Here is a 22,833-nt window from a genome sequence, read left to right as displayed (position 1 = left end):
GAAGGGCACCCGCTTCGGCGGGTGCCCTTCAGTCCAGAAGGAACTGGGCGAGGTGGCGGAAGGTACGACCCGCCAGCTGCTCGGCCTGGGTCCGACAGGAGAATCCGTCGGCAATCAAGATCGAATTCTCCGAGCTCGCCCGGAGCGCCGGGAGCAGGCCGTTCTCGGCCACTGCGACCGAAATGTCGTGATGACCCCGCTGCATTCCGAAATTTCCGGCAAGTCCACAGCATCCGGTGATTTCGGTCACCGTCGCACCGGTCGCGCGCAGAATTCGACGATCCGCCTCGAAACCGAGCGCCGCGTGCTGGTGGCAGTGCGGCTGGACCAGGACGGTGCATCCGGAGCGGTCGGGAGGCCGCCACCCGGGTTGGGTCTCGAGGAATTCGGACAGGGTGCGGATCGCAGCTGCCACCGTGGCGGCCCGGGGATCATCCGTCAGCAGGCGCGGGAGATCCTCCCGCAGGGCGGCCGTGCACGAGGGCTCCAGGCCCACCACCACGCCGCCCGAGCGGACGTGCGCGTCGAGGGCATCGACGGTGGCGCGCAACCGCTTTCGCGCGCCGTCGAGCTGGCCGGTGCTGATCCAGGTGAGGCCGCAGCAGACGCGGCGGTCCGGGATATCCACCCGATGACCGAGCGACTCGATCAGTTTCACCGCGGCACGGGCGATCTCGGGATCGAACGCATCGGTGAAGGTGTCGATCCACAGCATCACCCCCGGCTCGCCGGCACTCGAACCCGGCCGCCAGGAGCGGCGAAAACTGGTGTCCGCCAAGGTCGGTACCTCGCGCCGCGGATCCATCCCGGCCAGTCGCAACCCGAACCGGCGCAGCGGGCCGATACCGCCCGCCTTGTTCACCGGCCCCGGCAGCCGGGTGGCCGCGCCCAGCCACTGCGGCAATCGGCCCAGGGAGTAGTGGTCGATCGGGCGGAGCCTGCGCCGATAGCGGCGGTACAGCGTCTCGGATTTATAAGTCGCCATGTCCACCCCGGCGGGGCAGTCCGAATGACATGCCTTGCAGGACAGGCAGAGATCCAGCGACTCGGCCACGGCGTCGGAACGCCAATCCAGTGCCCCGCGCACGACCTCCTGCAGCACGCGGGACCGGCCCCGCGTGCTGTCCTTCTCGTCGGCGGTGGCCAGATACGACGGGCACATGAAACCGCCGGAGGCGTGGTTGTCGGCTCGGCACTTGCCCACACCGACGCAGCGGTGCACGGCCGTGGCCAGATCACCGTCGGCGGGGAATGCGAAACCGCCGGTCGTGGGCAGTGGCCGCAGCCCGGCCAGCCGCAGATCGGCGTCGAGGGGACGCGGGCGCACGAGCACACCGGGATTCAGCACGTCGCCGGGATCGAAGAGGGCCTTGAACCCGGAGAAGGCATCGAGCGCCTGCTGGGAGTACATGTGCCGCAACAGTTCCGATCGGGCGCGGCCGTCACCGTGCTCACCCGAGAGGGAGCCGCCGAATTTCACCACCTGCCGCGCGGCGTCCTCGAGGAAGGCCCGGAAGCGTTGTGGCGCATCGGCGATGGGCAGGTCCAGGCGGACGTGGATGCAGCCGTCGCCGAAATGCCCGTACAGCAGTCCGTCGAGGCCGTGCTCGCGGGTGAGCACCTCGAAGTCGCGCAGGTAGTCGCCCAGCCGATCCGGCGGCACGGCCGCGTCCTCCCAACCCGGCCAGGCCGGGTGGCCGTCGGGGGTCCGACCGGCCAGACCCGCACCATCGGCTCGAATGCCCCACAGCGACTGCGCCTCCGCCTTGTCCAGGACCACCCGGGAGTCCAGCGCATGTGCCCTCGACCGCAATAGTTCGGCCTGTTCCCGGGCCTGTTCGGCGGTGTCACCGGCGATTTCGACCAGCAGCCAGCCGCCCCCGCGCGGGAGTGCGGGCACCGCGCCGCGATGGGTCCGCACCACATCGACCAGGCGGGCATCCATACCCTCGACCGCCAACGGGCGTACCGCCATGACCGCGGCGATATCGTCGGCGGCCGTGGGCATATCCGGATAACCGAGGACCACCAGGGCCGTCGCCGTGGGCACCGGAACCAGGTCGACGGTCGCCTCCAGCAGCAGCCCGCAGGTGCCCTCGGTACCGACGAAGGCCCGGGCGACGGACGAACCGCGTTCCGGCAGTAGATGTTCCAGTGCGTAACCGGATGCCTGCCGTTCGAATCGCCCCAATTCGGTGCGGATGAGCGCCAGGTGCGCGCGAGCGAACTCGGCGAGTCCCGCGACCACGGTCAGATCGTCGCCCAGGGTGCGCTCGATTCCGAGACCATCCAGAATTCGCAACTCCCGCACCGTATCCGAGGTGCGTCCCCACGCCACCGCACGCGGGCCGCAGGCATTGTTGCCGATCATCCCGCCCAGGGTGCAGCGGTTCTGCGTGGAGGGATCGGGTCCGAACCGGAGCCCGTGCGTCCCGGCCCGCCGCTGCAGCGTGGCCAGCACCACCCCCGGCTGCACCCGCGCGATCCGCCGATCGGGATCGAGCTCCAGGACGGCGTTCATGTGCCTACTGAAATCGAGCACCAGACCCGGTCCGATCGCATTGCCCGCCACCGAGGTTCCCGCCCCGCGCGCGGTCACGGCCAATCCCTCGGCCCGCGCCACGTCCAGGGCAGCCGTCACATCGGCCGCGTCCCGCGGGAACACCACCCCGCGCGGCAGCACCCGATAGTTCGAGGCGTCCGAGGAGTACTCGGCCCGCCGGCGCGGATCAGTGTCGACCTCGCCGGTCATCGCCCCGCGCAACGCTCGCTCCCACGCCTCGCTCACGGCTCAACCCTATGCGCGGTGGCCGCCACGGGCGCTCACGCCAACCGCCGGGTCGTCCACCGAACTCGAGTCGGCGCGGCGGCGCGCTTCGTCCGGACCCTCGATCCGCGTCAGTTCGCGCCGGCGCGCGGATTTTCGCCCAGCGCGAACGCTCGACCCGGGCGGATGGGGTTGATCTGAACCTTTGTTGAGGTCTTAGTGTCGGTGGTGTGGGGTTCGATGGAACCCGGACGTGAGGAGCGGGGATGAGTATCGAATCCGTGGGTTGGAGCCAGCTGTACCGGCAGATGAACGCGCCCACCGAGCAGCGGCCGTTGCGGTTGGCGACAGCGCGGCGGATTCTGGCCTTCGCGCGCCCGCATCATCGGCCGCTGGTGGCGTTCCTGGTGCTCAGCATCGCCTCGGCGCTGCTGGCCGTGGCCACCCCGGTGCTGGCCGGGCGAGTGGTCGACGCGATCGTCGGGCACGGCGCGCCACGCACGGTGATCGTGCTGGCGGGAATCATCGCGGCCGTCGCGGTGCTGGACGCCGGGCTGGGCATCGTGATCCGCTGGCTGTCGGCGCGCATCGGGGAGGGGCTCATCTTCGATCTGCGCACCGCGGTGTTCGATCACGTCCAGAAGATGCCCATCGCCTTCTTCACGCGCACCCGGACCGGCGCACTGGTGAGCCGGTTGAACAACGACGTCATCGGGGCGCAGCGGGCCTTCAGCACCACACTGTCCGGGGTGGTCACCAATGTGGTGACCCTCGCGCTCACCCTCGCCGTCATGCTGCGGCTGTCCTGGCAGATCACCCTGCTCGCGCTGGTGCTGCTGCCGGTGTTCGTGGTGCCCGCGCGGCGCATGGGTGAGCGCATCGCCGGCATCCAGCGCGAGGCCGCCGGGCTGAACGCGGCCATGAGCACCCAGATGACCGAGCGGTTCTCCGCGCCGGGCGCGACGCTGGTGAAGCTGTTCGGCCGACCGCGCCAGGAGTCCACGGAATTCGGCCTGCGCGCCGGGCGGGTGCGCGATATCGGCGTCCGCACCGCCATGCTGCAGACGGTGTTCGTCACCGCGCTCACCCTGGTGTCCGCGCTGGCATTGGCCCTGGTCTACGGGCTCGGCGGCTATCTCGCCCTGAAGGGTGAACTGGAACCCGGTGCCGTGGTGGCGCTTTCGCTGCTGCTGACCCGCCTGTACACGCCGCTCACCGCGCTGGCCAGCGCCCGGGTGGACGTGATGTCGGCGCTGGTGAGCTTCGAGCGGGTCTTCGAGATCCTGGATCTGAAGCCGCTCATCCAGGATTCGCCGCTGGCCGTGCCGGTCCCCGCGGGCCCGGTGGCGGTCGAGCTGGACGACGTCAGCTTCGGCTACCCATCGGCGGACAAGGTGTCGCTGGCCTCGCTCGAGGATGTGGCCACGCTCGACACCCGCGGCGGCGAGGAAGTGCTGCACCAGGTTTCGCTGCGCGCCGAACCCGGACAGCTGGTGGCGCTGGTCGGCTCCTCGGGCGCCGGGAAATCCACCATCGCGCAACTGGTCTCGCGGCTCTACGACGTGGACTCCGGCGCGGTGCTGCTGGGCGGCAAGGATGTGCGCGAGTTGACCGGTCAGTCGATCCAGGACACCGTCGGCCTGGTGACCCAGGACGGCCACCTGTTCCACGACAGCATTCGCGCCAACCTGCTGCTGGCGCGCCCGGAGGCCACCGAAGCCGATCTCTGGGATGCCTTGGAGCGCGCCCGGTTACGCGAGCTGCTCGAATCCCTGCCCGACGGCCTGGATACCGTGGTCGGCGAGCGCGGCTACCGTCTCTCCGGCGGCGAACGCCAGCGGCTCACCATCGCCCGCCTGCTGCTCAAACAGCCCCGCGTGGTGATCCTGGACGAGGCCACCGCCTCACTGGACTCCACCTCCGAGGCCGCCGTCCAGGAGGCCCTGGCCGAGGCGCTCGACGGCCGCACCGCCCTGGTCATCGCCCATCGCCTGTCCACCATCCGCAATGCCGACCAGATCCTGGTGCTCGAGCACGGCCGCATCGTGGAGCGCGGCACCCACGCGGAACTCCTCGCCGCCGAGGGCCGCTACACCGAGCTCTACCGCACCCAGTTCGCCGACGCGAGCGCGCCCGCCGTGGCGTAGGCGCCCGTCGTGGCGCAGGCCGCGGACCTGCGGCTTGCCGAACCGGCAAAAGGAGTGGGGCTCCCGGCCCACGGGCGGATAGCGTCGGGAGCATGGGTTCTCATTCGCACGGACAGGCAGACACGCACGGGCACCAGCATTCCCACGGACATGGGCACGGTCACGGGCACACGCACGACGGCATCGACTGGGCGACCATGATCCCCGACCTGCAGCGCGATGACGCGATGTCGGCCGCGGCCAACGCGGAGATCGCCTCGCGGCTGATCGATGCGATCCACGTCGGGCCCGAGGCGACCGTGCTGGATATCGGGGCGGGCGCGGGCGGCCAGAGCGTGGCGTTCGCGCGGGAACTGCTCGCGCACGGCGGCGGGCGGCTGGTCATCGTCGACGCGGTGCCGGAGCTGCTCGAGGTGGCGCGGCAGGCGGTGAAGGTCGCGCTCGACGGCGACGACCGCGTCCGGGTGGAAACCGTGCTGGCCGATGCCGCGGCGGCCGATTTCGGTGCGGGACTGCCGGAGGCGGATCTGGTGTGGGCCTCGCGCTCGGTGCATCACCTGCCCGACCAGCAGGCGGGCACCGCGCGGCTGGCGGGGCTGCTGCGGCCGGGCGGCTGGCTGGCACTGGCCGAGGGCGGGCTGGCGATGCGGTGTCTGCCTTGGGATCTCGGCGTCGGCACGCCCGGCCTGCAGGATCGCCTGCTGGCGCTGCGCGACGCGGGATTCGCGCAGATGCGCGCCGAAATCACCGGTTCGACACCCATGCCCTACGGCTGGAATGTGGCGCTGAGCCGAGCCGGGCTCGAGCAGGTGACCTCCTTCAGCGTGCTCACCGACCACCCCGCGCCGCCGGCCCCGGCCGTACGCGAGAGCGTCATCGCGTGGTTGAGCGGTTTGACCGAACGGGTCGGCGACCGCGTCTCCGAGGCGGACCGGGCCACCCTGACGGCCCTGCTCGACGCCGGCGCCGACACGTATGTCGGTGCGCGCGAGGACATTTACATTCTCGGCGCGACCACGGTCTTCCTGGGTCGTCGATAGCGCTCGCGCTGGGTCGTCGATAGCGCTCGCGCTGGGTCGCCGATAGCACGCTGACATGGTTCGGGACGGTCGTGACCCGGCCGTGCCCGAACCGACACCGTGTTGTGCCCGCCGAGGCCGATCTGACGTCCCGAAATGCCCTGCTATGCGGCATAATTCGAGCTCCCATGGCATAACTCACATGATCGTTTCACATGCCAGGGGGAGGAGTTTCGGTGACCCGTACCAAGGAGCAGCGGCAGACGCCCGCCGTTCGTGTCGACGATGTCGAGCGCATGTTCGGTGCGCGGCGATCTCAGCCCAGCACCGACACGCCTCCGCTGGAACTACGGGCATCGGGCGGAACCAAACGCACCGACGAGGACTGGGTCGTCCCGAAAAAGCTGATGGCCGAATGTGTTTCGGGAAAGCTGGTGGTCGACTTCACCCAGGCCCGCTGCTCCCGTCGCGAGATCGACATCCAGGTGACCGCCGGTGCGGGGGCGATCGTGCTCATCGTGCCGCGCGGCTGGCGGGTCGATCTGGACGGCGTGACGCCGGGTGAGGGCACGGTGGCGAATCGGGTCAAGCTGCCGCGCTTCCCGGGTGCGCCGCTGATCCGGGTGGTGGGCCGGGTCGAGACCGGAGTGGTGAAGGCCCGCTACGCCTATCGCTCGCCGCTCATGTGGTTGCGCCGGTCCCGCTGACCGTTCATTTCCTCGGGCGCTGCCGCGGATCCCGGCATTTCGGGAGACCATGCGGTATGACGGAGGGGTGACACGCTGGCTGCTGCACGTCGACCTCGACCAATTCCAGGCCGCGGTCGAATTCCGGCGGCATCCGGAGCTGCGCGGTCAGCCGGTCATCGTGGGCGGGAACGGCGACCCCGCCGAACCCCGCAAGGTGGTGTCCTGCGCGTCCTATCCCGCCCGGGCCTTCGGGGTGCGCGCGGGCATGCCGCTGCGCACGGCCGCGCGGGTCTGCCCCGAGGGTGTGTTCCTGCCCCAGGATCTGGCGTTCTACGCCGAGGCGTCCGAGGAGATCATGGCGCTGCTGCGCACCTTCCCCGGACGGGTCGAGGTGCTGGGCTTCGACGAGGCGTTCCTCGCGGTCGACACCGACGAGCCGGAGGAGTTGGCGCGCGAGATCCGGGCCGCCATCGCCGAATTGGACCTGACCTGCGCGGTCGGCATCGGAGACAACAAGACTCGGGCCAAGCTGGCGACCGGGTTCGCCAAAGCGGTCGGCAAGACGGGGCAATCCGGCGAAGCGGTGGACCCGGACACCGGAACCGGCATCTTCCGGCTCACCGCCGACAACTGGGTCGAGCTGATGGCGCACCGGCCCACCGGCGCACTGTGGGGAATCGGCGCGCGGATCGCGAAACGCCTGAGCGGCTTGGGCATCGAGACCGTCGCCGACCTGGCGGCCGCCGACCGGAAGGCACTGGCCGCGGAGTTCGGGCCGAATACCGGCCCCTATCTCTGGGTACTCGGCCACGGTGCGGGCGACACCGATATCTCCGAACCCCGAGAGCCGGTGGGCCACAGCCGATCCGAGACGTTCCCGCGGGACCTCACCGAACGCGACGAGATCGATGCCGCGGTGGTCCGGCTGGCCGCGCAGGTCGCGGAGGAGACCGTGGCCGAGGGCCGGGGCATCGGGCGGGTCAGCGTGACGGTGCGGACCAAGACCTTCTTCACCCGGAGCAAGCAACGGAAACTGCCCGCGCCCACGGCCGATGTGGACGAGATCGTGCAGATCGCGCTGGAGGTCCTCCATCAATTCGAGCTGGATCGACCTATCCGGTTGCTGGGGGTCCGCGTCGAGTACGCCATGCTGTGATCAGGTTTCACCGACGGAAGGCTTTCAGATGGATTCAGCATCGCGCAGCGATTCCCGCAGGGGCGGCGGCGGGGCGACGGGTGGGCGCGACTACGAGAACATCCTGTTCGAGCACCAGGGCCCGATCGCCCGCATCACCCTGAACCGGCCCAACGCCGCCAATGGCATCGATCAGGCGCTCGCGGACGAGCTGGTGCGCGCGGCCGAGTACTGCTCGGAGGATCCGGCCGTCAAGGTCGTGGTGCTGACCGGTGCCGGGCGGTTCTTCTCGGCGGGCGGCGACGTCCGGGCCATGGCCGAGGCCGACAATGCCGGCCGGTTCATCGAGAAGCTGGCCGAGACCCTGCATCACGCGGTGTCGGCGCTGGCCCGGATGGACGCACTGCTGATCGTGGGCGTCAACGGCACCGCGGCGGGCGCCGGATTCAGCCTCGCGGTGGCCGGCGACCTGGTGGTGGCGGCCGAATCGGCCAAATTCACCATGGCCTACACCAAGATCGGCCTCAGCCCGGATGGCGGCGCGTCCTACTACCTGCCGCGGCTCATCGGCCTGCGCAAGGCCCAGGACCTGATGCTCACCAACCGCACCCTGACCGCGCCCGAGGCGCTGGACTGGGGCCTGCTGCACCGGGTGGTGCCCGATGCCCAGCTGACCGAGGCGGTCGAGGCCTTCGCCCAGGAATTCGCGACCGGACCCAAGGGCTCCAACGCGAATGTGAAGAAGCTGCTGCTGGTCTCGGGCCAGCACACGCTCGAGGAGCAGCTGAACACCGAGGCCGGCTTCATCACCCACTGCGCCGAATCCGCCGACGGCCAGGAGGGCATTGCCGCCTTCACCGGCAAGCGCGCCCCGAAATTCGCCTGAGCTCGGCCGCTTTCACCGACTTGACCAGCGCGTGGAGTCCTATGCTCGGGGCATGGAGTTCCAGGCGATGGTGGCACACGAAACCAAGGACGGGATCGCCCTGATCCGGGAGGAAGTCAGCGACGATTTCCTCATGCCCGGCGAGGTGACGATCAAGGTGCACTACACGAGCGCGAACTACAAGGACGGGCTGGCCATCACACCGGGTGGCGGGGTGGTGCGCCAGTACCCGCTCATCCCCGGCATCGACCTCACCGGCGAGGTATTCGCTTCCACCGATCCGGAATTCGCGCCCGGCGACCTGGTCGTCGCGCACGGGTACGAGATCGGCGTCTCCCATCACGGCGGCTTCGCCGAATACGCGCGCGTCCCCGCCGGATGGGTGGTCAAGCTCGAGGGTCTGACCCCGCGCGAGGCCGCGGCCATCGGCACCGCCGGTTACACGGCCGCGATGAGCGTGCAGGCGCTGCTCGACCGGGGTCTCACCCCGGAGGCGGGCCCGGTGCTGGTGACCGGCGCGACGGGCGGCGTGGGCAGCGTGGCGGTCGACATTCTCGCCGGACTCGGCTTCGAGGTGATCGCCTCGACCGGCAAACTCGGTGCGGGCGAGCTGCTTTCGACCCTCGGCGCGAACTCGGTGATCGGCCGCCTGCCCGGTGAGGGCGAGAAGCTGCGCGCGCTCGGCAAGGCCCAGTGGGCCGCCGCGGTGGACAGCGTCGGCGGCACGTCCCTGGCCCACGTGCTCAGCACCGTCAAATACGGTGGCGCGGTCGCGGTTTCGGGTCTCACCGGCGGTTCCGACCTGCCCACCACGGTCATGCCCTTCATCCTGCGCGGAGTCTCACTGCTCGGCATCGACTCCGCGCACTTCCCGATCGCGCAGCGGCGCGATCTGTGGGCCCGCCTGGCCAAGGACCTGAAGCCCCGGCATCTCTCGCTGCTGGAGAACTACGCCCCGATCACCGAGGCGGAGGCCGTCCTGCACTCCATCCTGGACGGAACCCATTCCGGCCGCACCGTTCTCGGCGTGGCGGGGGAGTTCTAACCGACGATCGCCCGGACGAGGTTGTGGTCGGACGCTCCGGCCACATCCTCGACGGTCAGCTCGCGCACCGGGATCCCGCGCGTGGCAATGTGATCGATGAACTGTGACTTCGACCCGGAATCCCGGGGCCGGGTCGGGAGGGCATCCGGCGCGAACTCGGCGACCGCGTACTCCGGCCCCAGCGCCGCGATCAGCTCATCCCGGCCGATATTGAAATCGCCGAGCAGCACGGCCGGTCCGGTCGGGGTGAGTTCGCGCAATCGGGCCAGCTGGCCGCCGCGGCGCCGGTCGCCGCTGACATGGGTGGCGACGATCCGCAGCCCGTCGAGCTCGATCGCCAGCGCGCCCTTACCCGGATCGAGGGCGAAATCGAAAGGCTCGACGGCCACCTGCCGCGCGGTGCCGTCCACCAGGATCACCAGATGCTCGCTGCGCTGGTCCAGCACGTTGGGCCGTCGGCGAGGAGTGGGCACCCGGGGGTAGTCGAGCACATGAAACTCCCTGGCGGGCAGCGCCTTCCGCAGGCTCGCCAGCTGATCGCCGCTGACCTCCATGAGCGCGACGACCGTCTCGGAACGGGCCGCGACCGCGGCGGTCACGGCCGCGATGCGCTCGGCTTCCTCCGGCCACCCGGCGGCGATATCGCTGTCCCAGTTGTCGGCGTGGACTCGGTGCAGAACATTCCAGGTGGCAACGGTGATCACCACAGCACCCTATGAGATCCCCACGGACCGTGTCGCTTTCGTTTCATGTGAAACAACGATGTTCGCTCGCCGGTTGCCGATTCAGCCCGCTTCGGCCAGCACCTCCAGCGCGGCCGAGAGCTGCGGCAGCGCGGGCGCACCGTAGGAGGAGGCGATCTCGGCCAGCGCGCGGGCCAGGTGCGGAGCGATGCCCGCCGCCGGAAGCAGCTCCTCGGCCAGGACGATTCCGCCCACGATGTGCCCGGCCTTGATGCGCTGGTCCCGGGTGACCTCGTAGCGCCAGGAGCCGATCTGGACCCGCTCGGGCTCCGAACGGAACATCGACTTGCGGGCCGGAGTCCGGGTAACTCCGGGGACGCCGGAGAAGACAGTGAAGACCAGGCCCAGGCCGCCGGGACCGCCGAGCGCAGCGTTGATGGCGCGGGCGGCGGCCTCGGTGTCGAAATCGGTCACGAGTTCATTCCGAGGGTGAACTGCGGGGTGATCGGGTCGCCCTCGTTGATGCGGCGGATGGCGGTGCCGGAAGCGTAGAACTCGACCGTGTGATAGCCCCAGGCGTAGTTGGAGATATCGAAGCTCACGCCGGTCACACCGGTCGCGCCGTCCCGCTCGGCCTCGGCCTGCATCCGGGACATGGCCAGCTCGCGGGCCTGATAGTTGCCCTGGGTCCACTGGGGCATCTCCATATTGCGGCCCATCTGGCTGAGCATCTGGCGGAAGCCCTGCACGGCGACATGGAACACACAGTTGCCCATGACGAACGCGACGGGTGCGTAACCGGTGCGCATGAGCGTCACCATGTCCTGGCCCGAGAGGTGGCTGGTGAACGCCTGACCGTTCGGACGGCGGTAGCTGCCAGGGGATTTCGCGTAGCGGACGGCGGTGCCGACCGCTATGAACTCGAGGTGCTCGAGGGATTCGCCGTGCTGCCGCCACTCCAGGCGGACACCCACCACACCATCGGCCTTCAGCGCGTCGGCCTCGGCCTGCATGCGGGACATGGCATTCCAGCGCGCCCGATAGGTGGCCTCGGTGAGGACCGGAAGTTCTTGCTGCTGCCGGATTCCGGTGAACTGGAAACCGACGTGATAAACGGAGACGCCCATCACCAGATCGATGGGTTCGAAGCCCGCACCGTGCAAGAGCGCGAACTCGTTGACCGAGAGATCCGAGGTGAAGATGCGATTCGCGTGCGAGAGGCGCTCGCCCGCGACCTGATCGAGCTGCTGCGGCTGCTGACTCGGCTGATTCGGTTGCATCGTTTTCGCCCTCCGTCGGAACCCCGATGAATCCCTAACGAGGGTACGACCCGGTCTGGTTCCTGGCCTGCCGAAACGACAGGAGCCGTGCGTGTTCACAGAACACGCACGGCTCCTGCTCGAGCGGGTTTACGCGGTGGCGCTCAGCTGCCGCCCGTCGTAGGCCGGTTCCGCCACCGGCTCGATGGCGTAGGCCAGGATCTCCGCCACGTCGGCGACGGGACGGACATCCAGGGCGGCCAGCACCTCGGCCGGGACCTCGTCCAGATCCGGCTCGTTGCGGGCCGGGATGAACACGGTCTTCAGGCCGGCGCGCTGGGCGGCGAGCAGCTTCTGCTTCACGCCGCCGATCGGCAGCACCCGTCCGTTCAGCGTGACCTCACCGGTCATGCCGACGTCCGCGCGGACCTGGCGACCCAGGGCCAGCGACACCAGGGCTGTGACCATGGTGACGCCCGCGGACGGCCCGTCCTTCGGGACCGCGCCCGCCGGGAAGTGGATGTGGATATTGCGATCCAGCACCTTCGGCTCGATGCCGATCTCCTCCAGGTGGGAGCGGACGTAGGTCAGGGCGATCTGCGCGGACTCCTTCATGACGTCGCCCAGCTGGCCGGTCAGGGTCAGCGAGCGGTCGCCCTCGGCGGCATTGGCCTCGATGTAGAGGACGTCGCCGCCCGCGCCGGTCACGGCCAGACCCGTCGCCACACCGGGGACCGCGGTGCGTTCCACCCCGTCGGGGGTGAAGCGCGGACGGCCCAGGTAGTCCTTCAGGTCACCCAGCCCGATCACCAGTTTCCCGGTGGCCGAGGCGGATTCGCCGTCGTAGCCCAGGTCCTTGTCGTAACCCAGTCCCTCCGGCACGAATTCGCCCTTGACGATGACGCTTTCGGTGTCGGAGATGTCCGCCGACTCCGACAGCTTGGTCGCGGCCTTGCGCAGCGCCTTGGCGATCAGCCGCTCCATCTGCCGCACACCGGCTTCCCGGGTGTAGTTGGCGGCGACCTCGCGCAGCGCCTCGTCCGTGATCGAGACCTCCTCGGCGGTCAGGGCATTGCGCTCCAACTGCCGCGGGATCAGGAAGTCGCGGGCGATGGCCACCTTGTCGGCCTCGGTGTAGCCGTCCACGCTGATCAGCTCCATGCGGTCCAGCAGCGGGCCGGGGATCGTCTCGAGGACGTTCGCGGTCGCGATGAACAGCACGTCGGACAGGTCCAGATCCAGGTCCAGGTAGTGGTCGCGGAACGTGTGGTTCTGCGCCGGATCCAGCACCTCCAGCAGGGCCGCCGCGGGATCGCCGCGGAAGTCGCTGCCGACCTTGTCGATCTCGTCCAGCAGGACGACGGGGTTCATCGAGCCCGCCTCCTTCATGGCGCGCACGATGCGGCCGGGCAGCGCGCCCACGTAGGTGCGCCGGTGACCGCGGATCTCGGCCTCGTCGCGCACGCCGCCCAGGGCGACGCGCACGAACTTGCGGCCCAATGCCCGTGCGACCGATTCACCCAGCGAGGTCTTGCCGACGCCGGGCGGACCGACCAGCACCAGCACCGCGCCGGAGCCGCGTCCGCCGACCACCTCCAGGCCGCGGGCGGCCCGGCGGGAGCGCACGGCCAGGTACTCGACCATGCGGTCCTTGACCTCGTCCAGGCCGTGGTGATCTGCGTCCAGCTGGGCGCGGGCGGCCGAGACATCGGTGGAGTCGGTGGTTTTCACCGTCCACGGCAGTTCCAGGACGGTGTCCAGCCAGGTGCGGATCCAGCCCGTCTCGGGGCTCTGATCGCTGGAACGCTCCAGGCGACCGACCTCGCGCAGGGCCGCTTCCTTCACGTCCGCGGGCAGGTCGGCGTTCTCGACGCGGGTGCGGTAGTCCTCCGCGCCGTCCGGTTCGTCCTCGCCCAGCTCCTTGCGAATCGCGTTGAGCTGCTGGCGCAGCAGGAACTCGCGCTGCTGCTTCTCCAGCCCCTCGCGCACGTCCTCGCTGATCTTCTCGCTGACCTCGGTCTCGGCGATGTGCTGGGTGGTCCACTCGATCAGCTTGGTCAGCCGCGCGAAAGTGTCCGGGGTGTCCAGGATTTCGCGCTTCTGATCATTGGTCAGGTACGACGCCCAGCCGGCCGCGTCGGCCAGGGTGGACGGATCGTTCATCTGGTTGACCGCGTCGATGACCTGCCACGCCTCGCGGCGCTGCAGAACCGACACGACCAGCTTCTTGTATTCGGCCGCAAGCTCTTTGGTGCGGCCGTCGGCGGCCGGGATCTCGACCGGCTCGGCCTCGACCCACAGCGCCGCGCCCGGCCCGGTCACGCCGTGGCCGATCTTGGCCCTGCTCTCGGCCTTCAGCACCGCCGCAGGCGCGCCGCCGCGCATCCGGCCGACCTGTTCGATGGTGGCCACGACGCCGTAGGTGGCGTATCCCTCGTCCAGCCGAGGCGCGACCAGCACCTGGTTGACCTTGCCCGCGCGGGCGGCATCGATGGCGGCCTGCGACGACTCGTCCAGCTCGATCGGCACGACCATGCCGGGGAGCACGATCGGATCGGTCAGGAACAGGACCGGCAGGTTCGTTGGTGTAGTCACGTCTTCGACCCCTTCCAAGGTTGAGCGTTACCTACTCAACCCAAGGGGTATACCGATTGTTCCGCGCCTGTGTTCGCCGGGGGCGAACATGGATCAGTCCAGGTCAGATTCTGTTTTCGGAAAAGTGTTGACGCGATTGGCTAAAGCGATTAGCTTTATGGCTATCGCAGTTAGCTCCTCTCAGAGAGTGAAAGACCATGACGCAGTACGTGGATATCGACGGTGGCCGGATCGCTTACGACGAGACGGGCGAGGGCCCGCTGGTCGTGCTGTCGCACGGCATGGGTATCGACCGGAACGTCAACAAGCACCTGGTGCCGCTGCTGGTGGCCGCCGGATACCGGGTGGTCAACACCGATATGCGCGGGCACGGCGAGTCGAGCATGGGCTGGGCCTCGGTGACCGGGAAGGAAGCCATCAGCCGCACCGACGTGGCCAACGACCTGATCGCGGTCATCGAGAAGCTGGGCGGGGAGCCGGCCATTCTGATCGGACACTCGCTCTCCGGCGGGTCGGTCACCATCGCCGCGGCTCAGCGCCCGGATCTGGTGCGGGCGGTCGTGGAGATCAACCCGTTCACCCTCACCCAGAAGGCCGACCTCGGGGCCCTGCTGTTCAACGCCCGGCACCGCGGCGGCATGATTCCGCTGATGTCCACGATGATGTTCAAGAGCCTCGGCCAGTGGCTGAAGTACCTGACGGTGGCCATGCCCTCGCAGCCCGCCGACCGCGACGAGTACCTCGCCGAGGTCAAGGCCAAGCTGAGCGAGCCCGGCCGGATGGCCGAATTCATGAAGACCGGCAAGTCGACCCCCGCGGACGCGGAAGCCCAGGTCCCCAACGTCACTCAGCCGACGCTCGTCATCATGGGCGGCGCCGACCCCGACTTCCCGAGCCCCGAGGCCGAGGGTCAGCGCATCGTCGCCGCCCTGCCCGCCGGACTGGGCAGCCTGGGTCTGGTCGAGGGCACCGGCCACTACCCGCAGTTCGAGAAGGCCGAGGAGGTGGCCGCGCTGGTGCTGCCATTCCTGAAGGAAAACCATGCCTAGGGTGGGCCTGAATCGAACCGACGTCGTCGCCGCGGGGGCCGCCCTCGCCGACGACGTCGGATTCGGCAATCTGGCCCTGGGCACGCTCGCACAGCGCTTGGGAGTGCGAACACCCTCGCTGTACAAGCACATCGAGAGCCTGGCCGACCTGCAGCACGCGATCGCGGCGCTCGCCATGGCCGAACTCGACAAGCAGGTGCGCGACGCCATGCACGGGCTCTCCGGCAGCGCCGCGCTCGCCGCCTTCGCGAATTCCTTCCGCGACTACGTGGTCCGGCATCCGGGCCGCTACAGCGCCACCGTGGGTGCGAAGTTCACCGGGCCCGATGATCCACTGCTGCAATCGGGTTCCCGCGTCCTGGACTCCATGGCCGCGGTACTGCGCGGCTACGGCATCGACGAGGGCGAGATGGTGCACGCCCTGCGCACACTGCGCTGCACCTTCCACGGCTTCGCCACCCTGCAGGCCTCCGACGGCTTCCAGTGGAGCGGCGACTTCGAGGACAGCTTCGACTGGATGATCCGCTTCCTCGACCGCGGGCTCACCGAAATCGGCTCGCACTGAATCGTGAAATCGACTCGCACCGAATCGCGAAATCGGCTAGCACTGAATCGCGAAATCGGCTTGTACCGAACCGGATTGCGGGACCATGAATCCAACACTGGCAACGAAGGTGTTGGAGTGTCATGGAGCAGTTCATCTTCGACGGGACGCGCATCGCCTACACGCGGCAGGGGGAGACCGGCCCGCCCGTGGTCATGCTGCACAGCGCGGGGTCCTCTCATCTCATCTGGACCGCGCAGATGGCGGCGCTGTCCCGTGATTACCGTTGCTACGCCGTCGATCTGCCCGGATACGGGGAATCCGACAAGCCTCTCGACGGCTATACCCTCGAGCGCTACACCGAACTGATCTGCGCCTTCCTCCTGCAGCACGGGCTCACCGACGCCGGTTTGATCGGCAACTGCGTCGGCTCGGCCGTCAGCCTCACGCTGGCTCGCCGCTACCCCGAACTGTTCCGGGCCGTCATCGCCATCAACCCGCTGACGGAATCCACCGCCATGCACGGGAATTGGCGGCAAGGGGCCCGGCTCGCCCGCCGGCTGCCGGACGGCACCGCCCGGGTGCTCAGCGACTGGCACACCCCGCGCTGGGTGGCCCGCCGGACCGCGCGATCCTGGTTCACCACCCGTCGCGCCTATCGCGAATGCCCGTACGTCGCACCGCTGTCGTCGTCGGGGTTTCCGGCGCGGGCGCTCATCTACCTGGTGCGAGACCTGTCTTCCTTTGCCGCCCTGGATGATTGGCCCGACCGCGCCGACCTGCCGCCGGTGTGCGTGATCTGGGGCAACCAGAATCGCGTCCTGTCCGCGGCGGCCGGGCGCACCGTCAATGCGCGGCTGCGCCCCGACCGCGCCGAATACCTCGACGGCTGCGGCCATGTTCCCATGCTCGAGCGGGCCCCCGAGGTCACCGCCATCGTCACCGATTTCCTGGCCGCCCACCTCCCGGCCGACAGCAGGCCCTGAACCCTCGACCACGCCCGGGCTGACGGGTCGCCGCCTACCATGGCGGCCGGGGAGGACCCGAACCGGAACGAGGAGCATATGAGCACGATGCTGGCCGCACGACTACATCTGGGACCGCGTTCGGAGTCGCCGCGCTCGCGGCGGCTGGAGTTGAACGAGGTGCCGATTCCCGAACCGGGCCCGGATCATGTGCTGGTCAAGGTGGAGGCCGCGGGGGTGTGCCTGTCGGATGTGCACCTCATCGACGGAACGCTCACGCCGATGCTGCTGCCCGGGGACGTGGTGACGCTCGGGCACGAGGTCGCCGGGACCGTGCACACGCTCGGGCCGGGTGTCACCGGCGCGAAGGTGGGGGATCGAGTCGTGTTGCAGGCGGGGGAGAGCCGCGGCGCGGCCGTCTTCACGCGGGGTGTCGACTATGACGGCGGATGGGCCGAGTACACCCTCGCCCGCGTGGACACGCTGGTGCCGCTGCCGGACGAGCTGCCGTTCGAGCAGGCGTGCTTCATTCCCGATGCGGTGTCCACGCCATGGGCGGCCATCACCGCCACCGCCGAGGTGAAAGCCGGTGAGGCCGTGGGCGTTTGGGGCGTCGGCGGGCTGGGCGCGCACGGCGTGCAGTTGCTGCGGATGGTCGGCGCGGCCCCGATCATCGCCGTGGACCCGCTGCCCGCCGCCCGGGAACGGGCGCTGGAGTTCGGCGCGGACCTGGCTCTCGATCCGGCCGATCCCGACCTGCGCGCCAAGGTTTTCCAGGCCACCGGGGGCGGGCTCAACGCCGCCTTCGATTTCGCCGGCGTGGCTCCGGTGCGGGAGCAGGCCGTGCTCTGCCTCGCCCCGCAGGGCCGCTTGGTGCTGGTCGGGCTCACCGACAAGCCGATCACCATCACCGGCGGCACCATGTTCAGCTTCTTCCAGCAGCAGGTGCGCGGCCACTACGGCTCCGCCCCCGAAGACGTGGCCAAGCTGGTCAAACTCCAAGGACTGCAACGAGTCGACTTCTCCCGCTCGGTCAGCGCCGTCGTCCCCCTGGCCGACGCCGCCAAAGCCGTCCACGCCCTGGAAGCCAAGGAAGGCAACCCCATCCGTATCGTCCTGAAGCCGTAAGAGAACCTCATGAACCCGCGCCCCGGAATCACAAGTGATTCCGGGGCGGTGCAGTACTGGTAGAGCACACCGTTCGGCGTGTGCCGACCCGAGGTGGCAGGCTCGCCGTGCACCGAGAGAGGGATCATGCGGCCGGGTTGTTCGGCGGCGACGGCGGCACAGCGGCGGTGTCGTCGAAGGTCAGACCACCAAGGAATGCATCGGCTTCTTCGTTGGTACGCGGGTAGCCGGGTTCCGTCGGTTCGCTCATTGGTTGGCCCACGACACGACAGGTTCTTCCAGGCCACGACCTTTTGACAGCACCCCGGACCGATGAGAGTGTTGGGAGTCCGTTTTCTCACCATCAGCTCAGGGGGACGCTGCTATGACGACACTGGCCTCGGGGCTGTTCCTCGACTGGGAACAGATGACCGGCCAGTCGAAGGTCGTCGTCGATTTGATCAGCTTTCCGATCTTCAGCGCGATAGCCGGGTGGCTGACGAACTGGACCGGCGTGCTGATGTTGTTCTGGCCGGTGTATTTCAAGGGGTTCCGGGTGCCGGGGTTGGAGTACCTGTATCCCTACTTCCCGCGGCGGGTGCAGGTGCTGCCGACCTTCTCCGGGGATGGGAAGCGGCTCGGATTCCAGGGATTCATTCCGGCTCGGTCGGAGAAGATGGCCAGTATCTGCGTAGACAAGGCGCTCATGCGGATCGGAAGTCCGCGCGACTTCATCCACGAGCTCGATCTCGAGGGGATCGCCGACTACATCGCCGAGGTGGGGCGCAAACAGGTGCCGGCCATGGTCGACGAGATCATGAACCAGGAGAACCCGGATCTGTGGGGCGCGGTGCCCAAGGCGGTGCGCAATGTGCTCTATCAGCGGATCGAGCGCGAGCTGCCGACGCTGGCGCGGCGGGCCTTCGAGCAACTCGGGGACAATGTCGACCAGCTCATCGACATCAAGGACTTCGTCATCCGGTATCTGCGGGACAACCCGGAGATACTCAAGGACCTGACCACCACCATCGCCGCGCCGGAACTGAAGTTCATGGTGCGCATCGGCCTGCTGGGCGCGCCGTTCGGTCTGCTGCTGGCGCTGTATATGCAGGTGCACCACCGCATTCCGGTGCTGGGCTGGCTGCCCGGCTGGTTCGTCATTCTGTCCGCGGCGGCCGCGATCGGCGTGATCGTCAATGTCATCGCCGTCAAGGTGGTGTTCGAACCGGGTGATCCGCAGCCGCGGTACAAGTACCTGTGGAAGCAGGCGCTGCTGGCCAAGCGGCAGCCCGAGGCGGCCTCCGATCTGGCGAACATCCTGGCCTACCAGGTGTTGACGCTGCCGAACCTGGCCCGCGAACTGCTGGACGGCCCGAACGGCGACAAGACCCGGCAGCTGCTGGAACGGCTGATCTCCCAGGAGATCCACCGCCAGCTGGGGCCCACCCATTCGGTGGTGCGCACCGTGTTCGGCAAGCGGCAGTTCGACAATCTCAAGATCGGCGCGACCAGTGCCGCGGTCGGGCTGGCCCCGAGCCTGGCCGACGATCCGGAATTCGCGGCGGCCCAGGCCAAGAAGATCGACGAATTCGCCGCCCGCAAGCTGCAGCAGCTCACGCCGGGCGAGTTCATGGAGATGTTCTACGCCTCGGTCGAGCAGGACGCGTGGCTGCTGTATCTGCACGGCGCGGCATTGGGTCTGGTGGTCGGGGCCGTGCATCTGATCCTTTTCGGCTGGTAGGCAGCTCTTTTCGCCGGACCTGCACGCATCGACGAAAAATCAAGCACGCGTGCTTGCATTTTTCCGGCGTGGCTGCGATGCTGGCCCCGTGGCCGATCTCGAGGCATTGCTCGCCGACTTCACCGCCGAATGCGCCGCTCTCGATGCGCTGATCGCGGACCTGGATCCGTCCGAATGGCAGCGTGACACCCCCGCCGCCGGCTGGACCATCGCCCATCAGATCGCCCACCTGAACTGGACCGATCAGGTCGCCGCCGTGGCCGCGACCGATCCCGTCGAGTTCGACAAGCAGGTGCAGGCCGCCCTGCCCAAGATCCTCACCTTCGTGGACGAGGCCGCCGAGACGGGTGCGAAAACCCCTGCGCCGCAACTGCTCGCGGACTGGCGCCGGGACCGCGCGGCGCTGATCGACGCGCTGCGCACGGTCCCGGCGGGCACCAAGCTGCCGTGGTTCGGGCCGCCCATGAGCCCGGCGTCCATGGTGACCGCCCGCCTCATGGAGACCTGGGCGCACGGACAGGATGTGGCCGACGCCCTGGGCATCACCCGCGAACCCACCGCACGCCTGCGGCATATCGCCCACATCGGCGTGCGGACCCGCAACTTCGCGTACATGACGCACGGCAAGACCGCGCCCGCCGAGGAGTTCCGGGTCGAGTTGACCGCGCCCGACGGCGAGGTGTGGACCTGGGGTCCGGACGACGCGCCGCAGCGAATCACCGGTCCCGCCTTGGATTTCTGTCTGCTGGTGACGCAGCGCCGCCACTTCGACGATCTCGCGCTCGAAGTGCGCGGGGACGATGCCCGCGAATGGCTCGGCCTGGCGCAGGCCTTCGCCGGTCCCCCCGGTAGCGGCCGAGCGGCGGGTCAGTTCGCCTGACCCGCCGCCTATCCCGGCCTCCGACCAGAATCCCCAATTCCCACAGGGCTCTTCTTTTGGGAGCGAGCGAGCGCCAGCCTGGGTGCGCCGTGCCTGGTGCCGACCGGACGCCGTTGGCCGGAGGTCTCTTCGATGGCAGTCGAGTTGGCGCTCGCCGCTACCAGGTTTTTACCCAGCCGTTCGACGGGGAAAACCTGTTGATGTCCAACCTTTCCATCTTGTGATCCTGCTCTCATCGGGGGTGTGGTTTACCGGAGGTTACGTTCACCCCCGTAACCTGGACGGGCGTACGGCTTTCAATGGTGCGGGTCGCTGCGTCGTTCAGACGCAGGGGGACCAGGGGAGAGGGAAAGGACGCACCACGTCATGTCGCACGAACTCGCGACGCAGGCCGGCCGGTCGACCCGGCGCACGGCCCAGGCGTTCCGCTTCAGCGCCATCGTCACCGCGAGCATGGCCAGCATCGGACTGACGGTCGCGGCCGGGTCCTACATCGCCAATGAGATGGCACACGAACCCGGTCGGCTCGCCACGTCCACACCGGCCAACCGCCCGGCCCTGATCGAGCTCGGCGGCACCGACCGGCCGAATGTTCCGGCCGCCGCGCCGATCGCCGAGAAGGCCGATCTCGCTTCGCTTTTCACCAACCGTCCGCTGGAACCGGCGATGACGCAGGTGGTACCCGCCCGCGTCCCCGGCACCGGGGCCGCCGCCGCCACCACCGAGACCGCGCACCCGGTGGGCGGCCAGGTCCGGCTCGGCAGCACCTATCTGGGCGCACAGGTCGCGGCGGCACAGCACAATTCGGTGACGCTCACCGTCGACACCAATGCCTTCGCCATGCTCTCCGACGTACTGCTGCGCACCCCGCTGGGGGAGCAGCTGGGCATCACCATCGATCCGGCGGCGAACACCCAGCTGCGGACCGATGTGGACAGCCACGGCGACGTGACGCTGACCCTGTCGGATACCGGCCTCGGCCGCTACGGCGTGCAGATCGCGCGCCACCAGGTCCCGGCTCCCGCCGCGGACACGGAGACCGTCGCCGTGTGAGACTTCGCGGTGTGTACGACTACTGCGTGATCGGCGGGGGCATCGTCGGAGTGGCCACCGCGCACCGTATTCTCGAGCGCCATCCCGGAGCCAGCCTGCTGCTGGTGGAGAAGGCCGGACAGTTGGGCCTGCACCAGACCGGGCACAACAGCGGGGTCATCCATTCGGGCATCTACTACGAGCCCGGGAGCCTGAAGGCGCGGCTGTGCGTGCGCGGTGCGCGGCTCACCAAGGAATTCGCCGCGGCACACGACATTCCGTTCCGGGAGTGCGGAAAACTCCTGGTGGCCACCGATGCCGCCGAGCACGCGCGCATGATGGCGCTCTACGAGCGGTCGGTCGCCAACGGCGTCGAGGTGGAGTTGGTCGATGCCGCCGAGCTGGTGCGGCGGGAGCCGCGGATCACCGGGGTCGGGGCGCTGTTCGTGGCGAGCACCGGCATCATCGACTACGGCAGGGTCACCCGCGCGCTGGCCGACGAGGTGCGCGCGGCCGGGGGCGAGATCGAACTCGGCACGGAGATCACCGCCATCACCGAAACAGACTCAGCGGTAACCATTTCCGGTCCGTCCGGTAGCCGCCAGGCCCGTCGGCTCGTGGTGTGCGCGGGACTGCAGGCCGACCGGATGGCGCGGCTCGCGGGCCTGGACCTCGATTTGCGCATCGTGCCGTTCCGCGGCGAGTACTACCGGCTGCCCGCCGGGCGCAAAGATCTGGTGAACACCCTCATCTACCCGATTCCGGATCCCGAATTGCCGTTCCTGGGCGTGCATCTGAGCCCGACCATCGACGGCGAGCTGACCGTCGGCCCGAACGCGGTGCTGGGCCTGGCGCGCGAGGGCTACCGCAAGGGCAGCGTGAACCTGCGCGACGCCCGGGAGATCCTGGGCTACCGCGGTTTTCACAAGGTGGCCGCGGCCAATGTCCGCACCGGCTTGCGGGAAATGCGCAATTCCCTGTTCAAGCGCGGATATCTGGCCGAGTGCCGCCGCTACTGCCCGGAGCTGACCGCAGCCGATCTGCTGCCCCGCGAGGCGGGCATCCGCGCGCAGGCCGTGCTGCGCGACGGCACCCTGGTCCACGATTTCCTGCTCGAACACACCCCGCGCTCGGTGCACGTGCTCAATGCCCCGTCCCCGGCGGCCACCTCAGCCCTGCCCATCGCCGAGTACATCGCGGACCGATTGGAAGCTCCGTCCGATCGAGAACCGTTCAATAAATAGGATTGCTGTAGTACTTTTAAGGCAGCCGTGGGACAGGGAGCAGCCT

General features: G+C 68.8%; 20 protein-coding genes. 14 read left to right on the top strand and 6 right to left on the bottom strand.

Annotated elements, in window-relative coordinates; translation table 11 throughout:
• Positions 1 to 28 precede the first annotated feature (28 nt).
• Complete coding sequence (locus tag GPX89_RS22170) at positions 29 to 2,752, bottom strand: FAD-binding and (Fe-S)-binding domain-containing protein (RefSeq protein ID WP_157389890.1); 2,724 nt, start codon at positions 2,750 to 2,752, stop codon at positions 29 to 31.
• A 281-nt stretch (positions 2,753 to 3,033) separates the two neighbouring features.
• On the opposite strand from GPX89_RS22170, the gene GPX89_RS22165 reads away from it, so the two are divergent.
• The 6 genes from GPX89_RS22165 (at position 3,034) to GPX89_RS22140 (ending at position 9,688) form a co-directional block, all read left to right on the top strand.
• Positions 3,034 to 4,914 carry an ABC transporter ATP-binding protein gene (locus tag GPX89_RS22165; protein WP_157389512.1) on the top strand — a complete coding sequence of 627 codons (1,881 nt, stop codon included), beginning with the start codon at positions 3,034 to 3,036 and terminating at the stop codon, positions 4,912 to 4,914.
• Between the two features lie 92 nt (positions 4,915 to 5,006).
• Complete coding sequence (locus tag GPX89_RS45520; protein ID WP_157389511.1) at positions 5,007 to 5,954, top strand: class I SAM-dependent methyltransferase; 948 nt, start codon at positions 5,007 to 5,009, stop codon at positions 5,952 to 5,954.
• 215 nt (positions 5,955 to 6,169) lie between these two features.
• Entirely contained in the window at positions 6,170 to 6,640 is a 471-nt protein-coding gene (locus tag GPX89_RS22155; RefSeq protein WP_157389510.1) for a hypothetical protein, read from the top strand.
• A 67-nt stretch (positions 6,641 to 6,707) separates the two neighbouring features.
• A complete protein-coding gene (locus tag GPX89_RS22150) occupies positions 6,708 to 7,778 on the top strand; it encodes a DNA polymerase IV (RefSeq protein WP_328602168.1) in 1,071 nt (356 codons plus the stop codon).
• 28 nt (positions 7,779 to 7,806) lie between these two features.
• Positions 7,807 to 8,643, top strand: a complete 837-nt coding sequence (locus GPX89_RS22145; RefSeq protein WP_157389508.1) for an enoyl-CoA hydratase/isomerase family protein — start codon at positions 7,807 to 7,809, stop codon at positions 8,641 to 8,643.
• 52 nt (positions 8,644 to 8,695) lie between these two features.
• Positions 8,696 to 9,688, top strand: a complete 993-nt coding sequence (locus GPX89_RS22140) for an oxidoreductase (RefSeq protein ID WP_157389507.1) — start codon at positions 8,696 to 8,698, stop codon at positions 9,686 to 9,688.
• Here GPX89_RS22140 and GPX89_RS22135 read toward each other — a convergent pair.
• From GPX89_RS22135 to lon, 4 genes are all read right to left on the bottom strand, one after another.
• Positions 9,685 to 10,392 carry an endonuclease/exonuclease/phosphatase family protein gene (locus GPX89_RS22135; protein WP_328602167.1) on the bottom strand — a complete coding sequence of 236 codons (708 nt, stop codon included), beginning with the start codon at positions 10,390 to 10,392 and terminating at the stop codon, positions 9,685 to 9,687. The genes GPX89_RS22140 and GPX89_RS22135 overlap by 4 nt on opposite strands.
• Before the next feature lie 81 nt (positions 10,393 to 10,473).
• A complete protein-coding gene (locus GPX89_RS22130) occupies positions 10,474 to 10,845 on the bottom strand; it encodes a DUF5073 family protein (protein WP_328602166.1) in 372 nt (123 codons plus the stop codon).
• A complete protein-coding gene (locus GPX89_RS22125; RefSeq protein ID WP_157389506.1) occupies positions 10,842 to 11,651 on the bottom strand; it encodes a heavy metal-binding domain-containing protein in 810 nt (269 codons plus the stop codon). The genes GPX89_RS22130 and GPX89_RS22125 overlap by 4 nt, the downstream gene beginning before the upstream one ends.
• 129 nt (positions 11,652 to 11,780) lie before the next feature.
• Positions 11,781 to 14,165, bottom strand: a complete 2,385-nt coding sequence (gene lon / locus GPX89_RS22120; RefSeq protein WP_157389887.1) for an endopeptidase La — start codon at positions 14,163 to 14,165, stop codon at positions 11,781 to 11,783.
• A 257-nt stretch (positions 14,166 to 14,422) separates the two neighbouring features.
• On the opposite strand from lon, the gene GPX89_RS22115 reads away from it, so the two are divergent.
• The 4 genes from GPX89_RS22115 (at position 14,423) to GPX89_RS22100 (ending at position 17,911) form a co-directional block, all read left to right on the top strand.
• On the top strand, positions 14,423 to 15,274 hold the full coding sequence (locus GPX89_RS22115) for an alpha/beta fold hydrolase (protein WP_157389505.1): 852 nt from the start codon (positions 14,423 to 14,425) through the stop codon (positions 15,272 to 15,274).
• 1 nt (position 15,275) lies between these two features.
• Positions 15,276 to 15,839 (top strand): TetR/AcrR family transcriptional regulator, encoded by a 564-nt coding sequence (locus tag GPX89_RS22110; protein ID WP_198347536.1) that lies wholly within the window; start codon positions 15,276 to 15,278, stop codon positions 15,837 to 15,839.
• 122 nt (positions 15,840 to 15,961) lie between these two features.
• On the top strand, positions 15,962 to 16,804 hold the full coding sequence (locus GPX89_RS22105; RefSeq protein WP_157389503.1) for an alpha/beta fold hydrolase: 843 nt from the start codon (positions 15,962 to 15,964) through the stop codon (positions 16,802 to 16,804).
• Between the two features lie 78 nt (positions 16,805 to 16,882).
• Entirely contained in the window at positions 16,883 to 17,911 is a 1,029-nt protein-coding gene (locus tag GPX89_RS22100; protein WP_157389502.1) for a zinc-binding dehydrogenase, read from the top strand.
• 124 nt (positions 17,912 to 18,035) lie between these two features.
• Here the strand turns inward: GPX89_RS22100 and GPX89_RS45515 are convergent, their stop codons facing one another.
• The gene (locus GPX89_RS45515) at positions 18,036 to 18,161 is read right to left on the bottom strand and encodes a hypothetical protein (RefSeq protein ID WP_268893340.1); all 126 of its coding nucleotides are present in this window, start codon (positions 18,159 to 18,161) and stop codon (positions 18,036 to 18,038) included.
• Positions 18,162 to 18,275: 114 nt separating this feature from the next.
• On the opposite strand from GPX89_RS45515, the gene GPX89_RS22095 reads away from it, so the two are divergent.
• The 4 genes from GPX89_RS22095 to lhgO all read left to right on the top strand — a co-directional run bounded on the left by GPX89_RS22095 (position 18,276) and on the right by lhgO (position 22,787).
• On the top strand, positions 18,276 to 19,631 hold the full coding sequence (locus GPX89_RS22095; protein ID WP_157389501.1) for a hypothetical protein: 1,356 nt from the start codon (positions 18,276 to 18,278) through the stop codon (positions 19,629 to 19,631).
• An 88-nt stretch (positions 19,632 to 19,719) separates the two neighbouring features.
• Positions 19,720 to 20,511 (top strand): TIGR03084 family metal-binding protein, encoded by a 792-nt coding sequence (locus tag GPX89_RS22090; RefSeq protein WP_328602164.1) that lies wholly within the window; start codon positions 19,720 to 19,722, stop codon positions 20,509 to 20,511.
• Between the two features lie 366 nt (positions 20,512 to 20,877).
• Positions 20,878 to 21,564 carry a hypothetical protein gene (locus tag GPX89_RS22085; protein ID WP_157389500.1) on the top strand — a complete coding sequence of 229 codons (687 nt, stop codon included), beginning with the start codon at positions 20,878 to 20,880 and terminating at the stop codon, positions 21,562 to 21,564.
• Positions 21,561 to 22,787, top strand: coding sequence for an L-2-hydroxyglutarate oxidase (lhgO, locus tag GPX89_RS22080; protein WP_328602163.1), 1,227 nt, complete (start codon positions 21,561 to 21,563; stop codon positions 22,785 to 22,787). The genes GPX89_RS22085 and lhgO overlap by 4 nt, the downstream gene beginning before the upstream one ends.
• The last annotated feature ends 46 nt before the right edge of the window (positions 22,788 to 22,833 follow it).

This window comes from Nocardia terrae (genome assembly GCF_009760405.1).
In the GTDB taxonomy this organism is placed as follows: Bacteria; Actinomycetota; Actinomycetes; order Mycobacteriales; family Mycobacteriaceae; genus Nocardia; species Nocardia terrae.
This window is presented reverse-complemented; position numbering and strand designations above follow the sequence as displayed.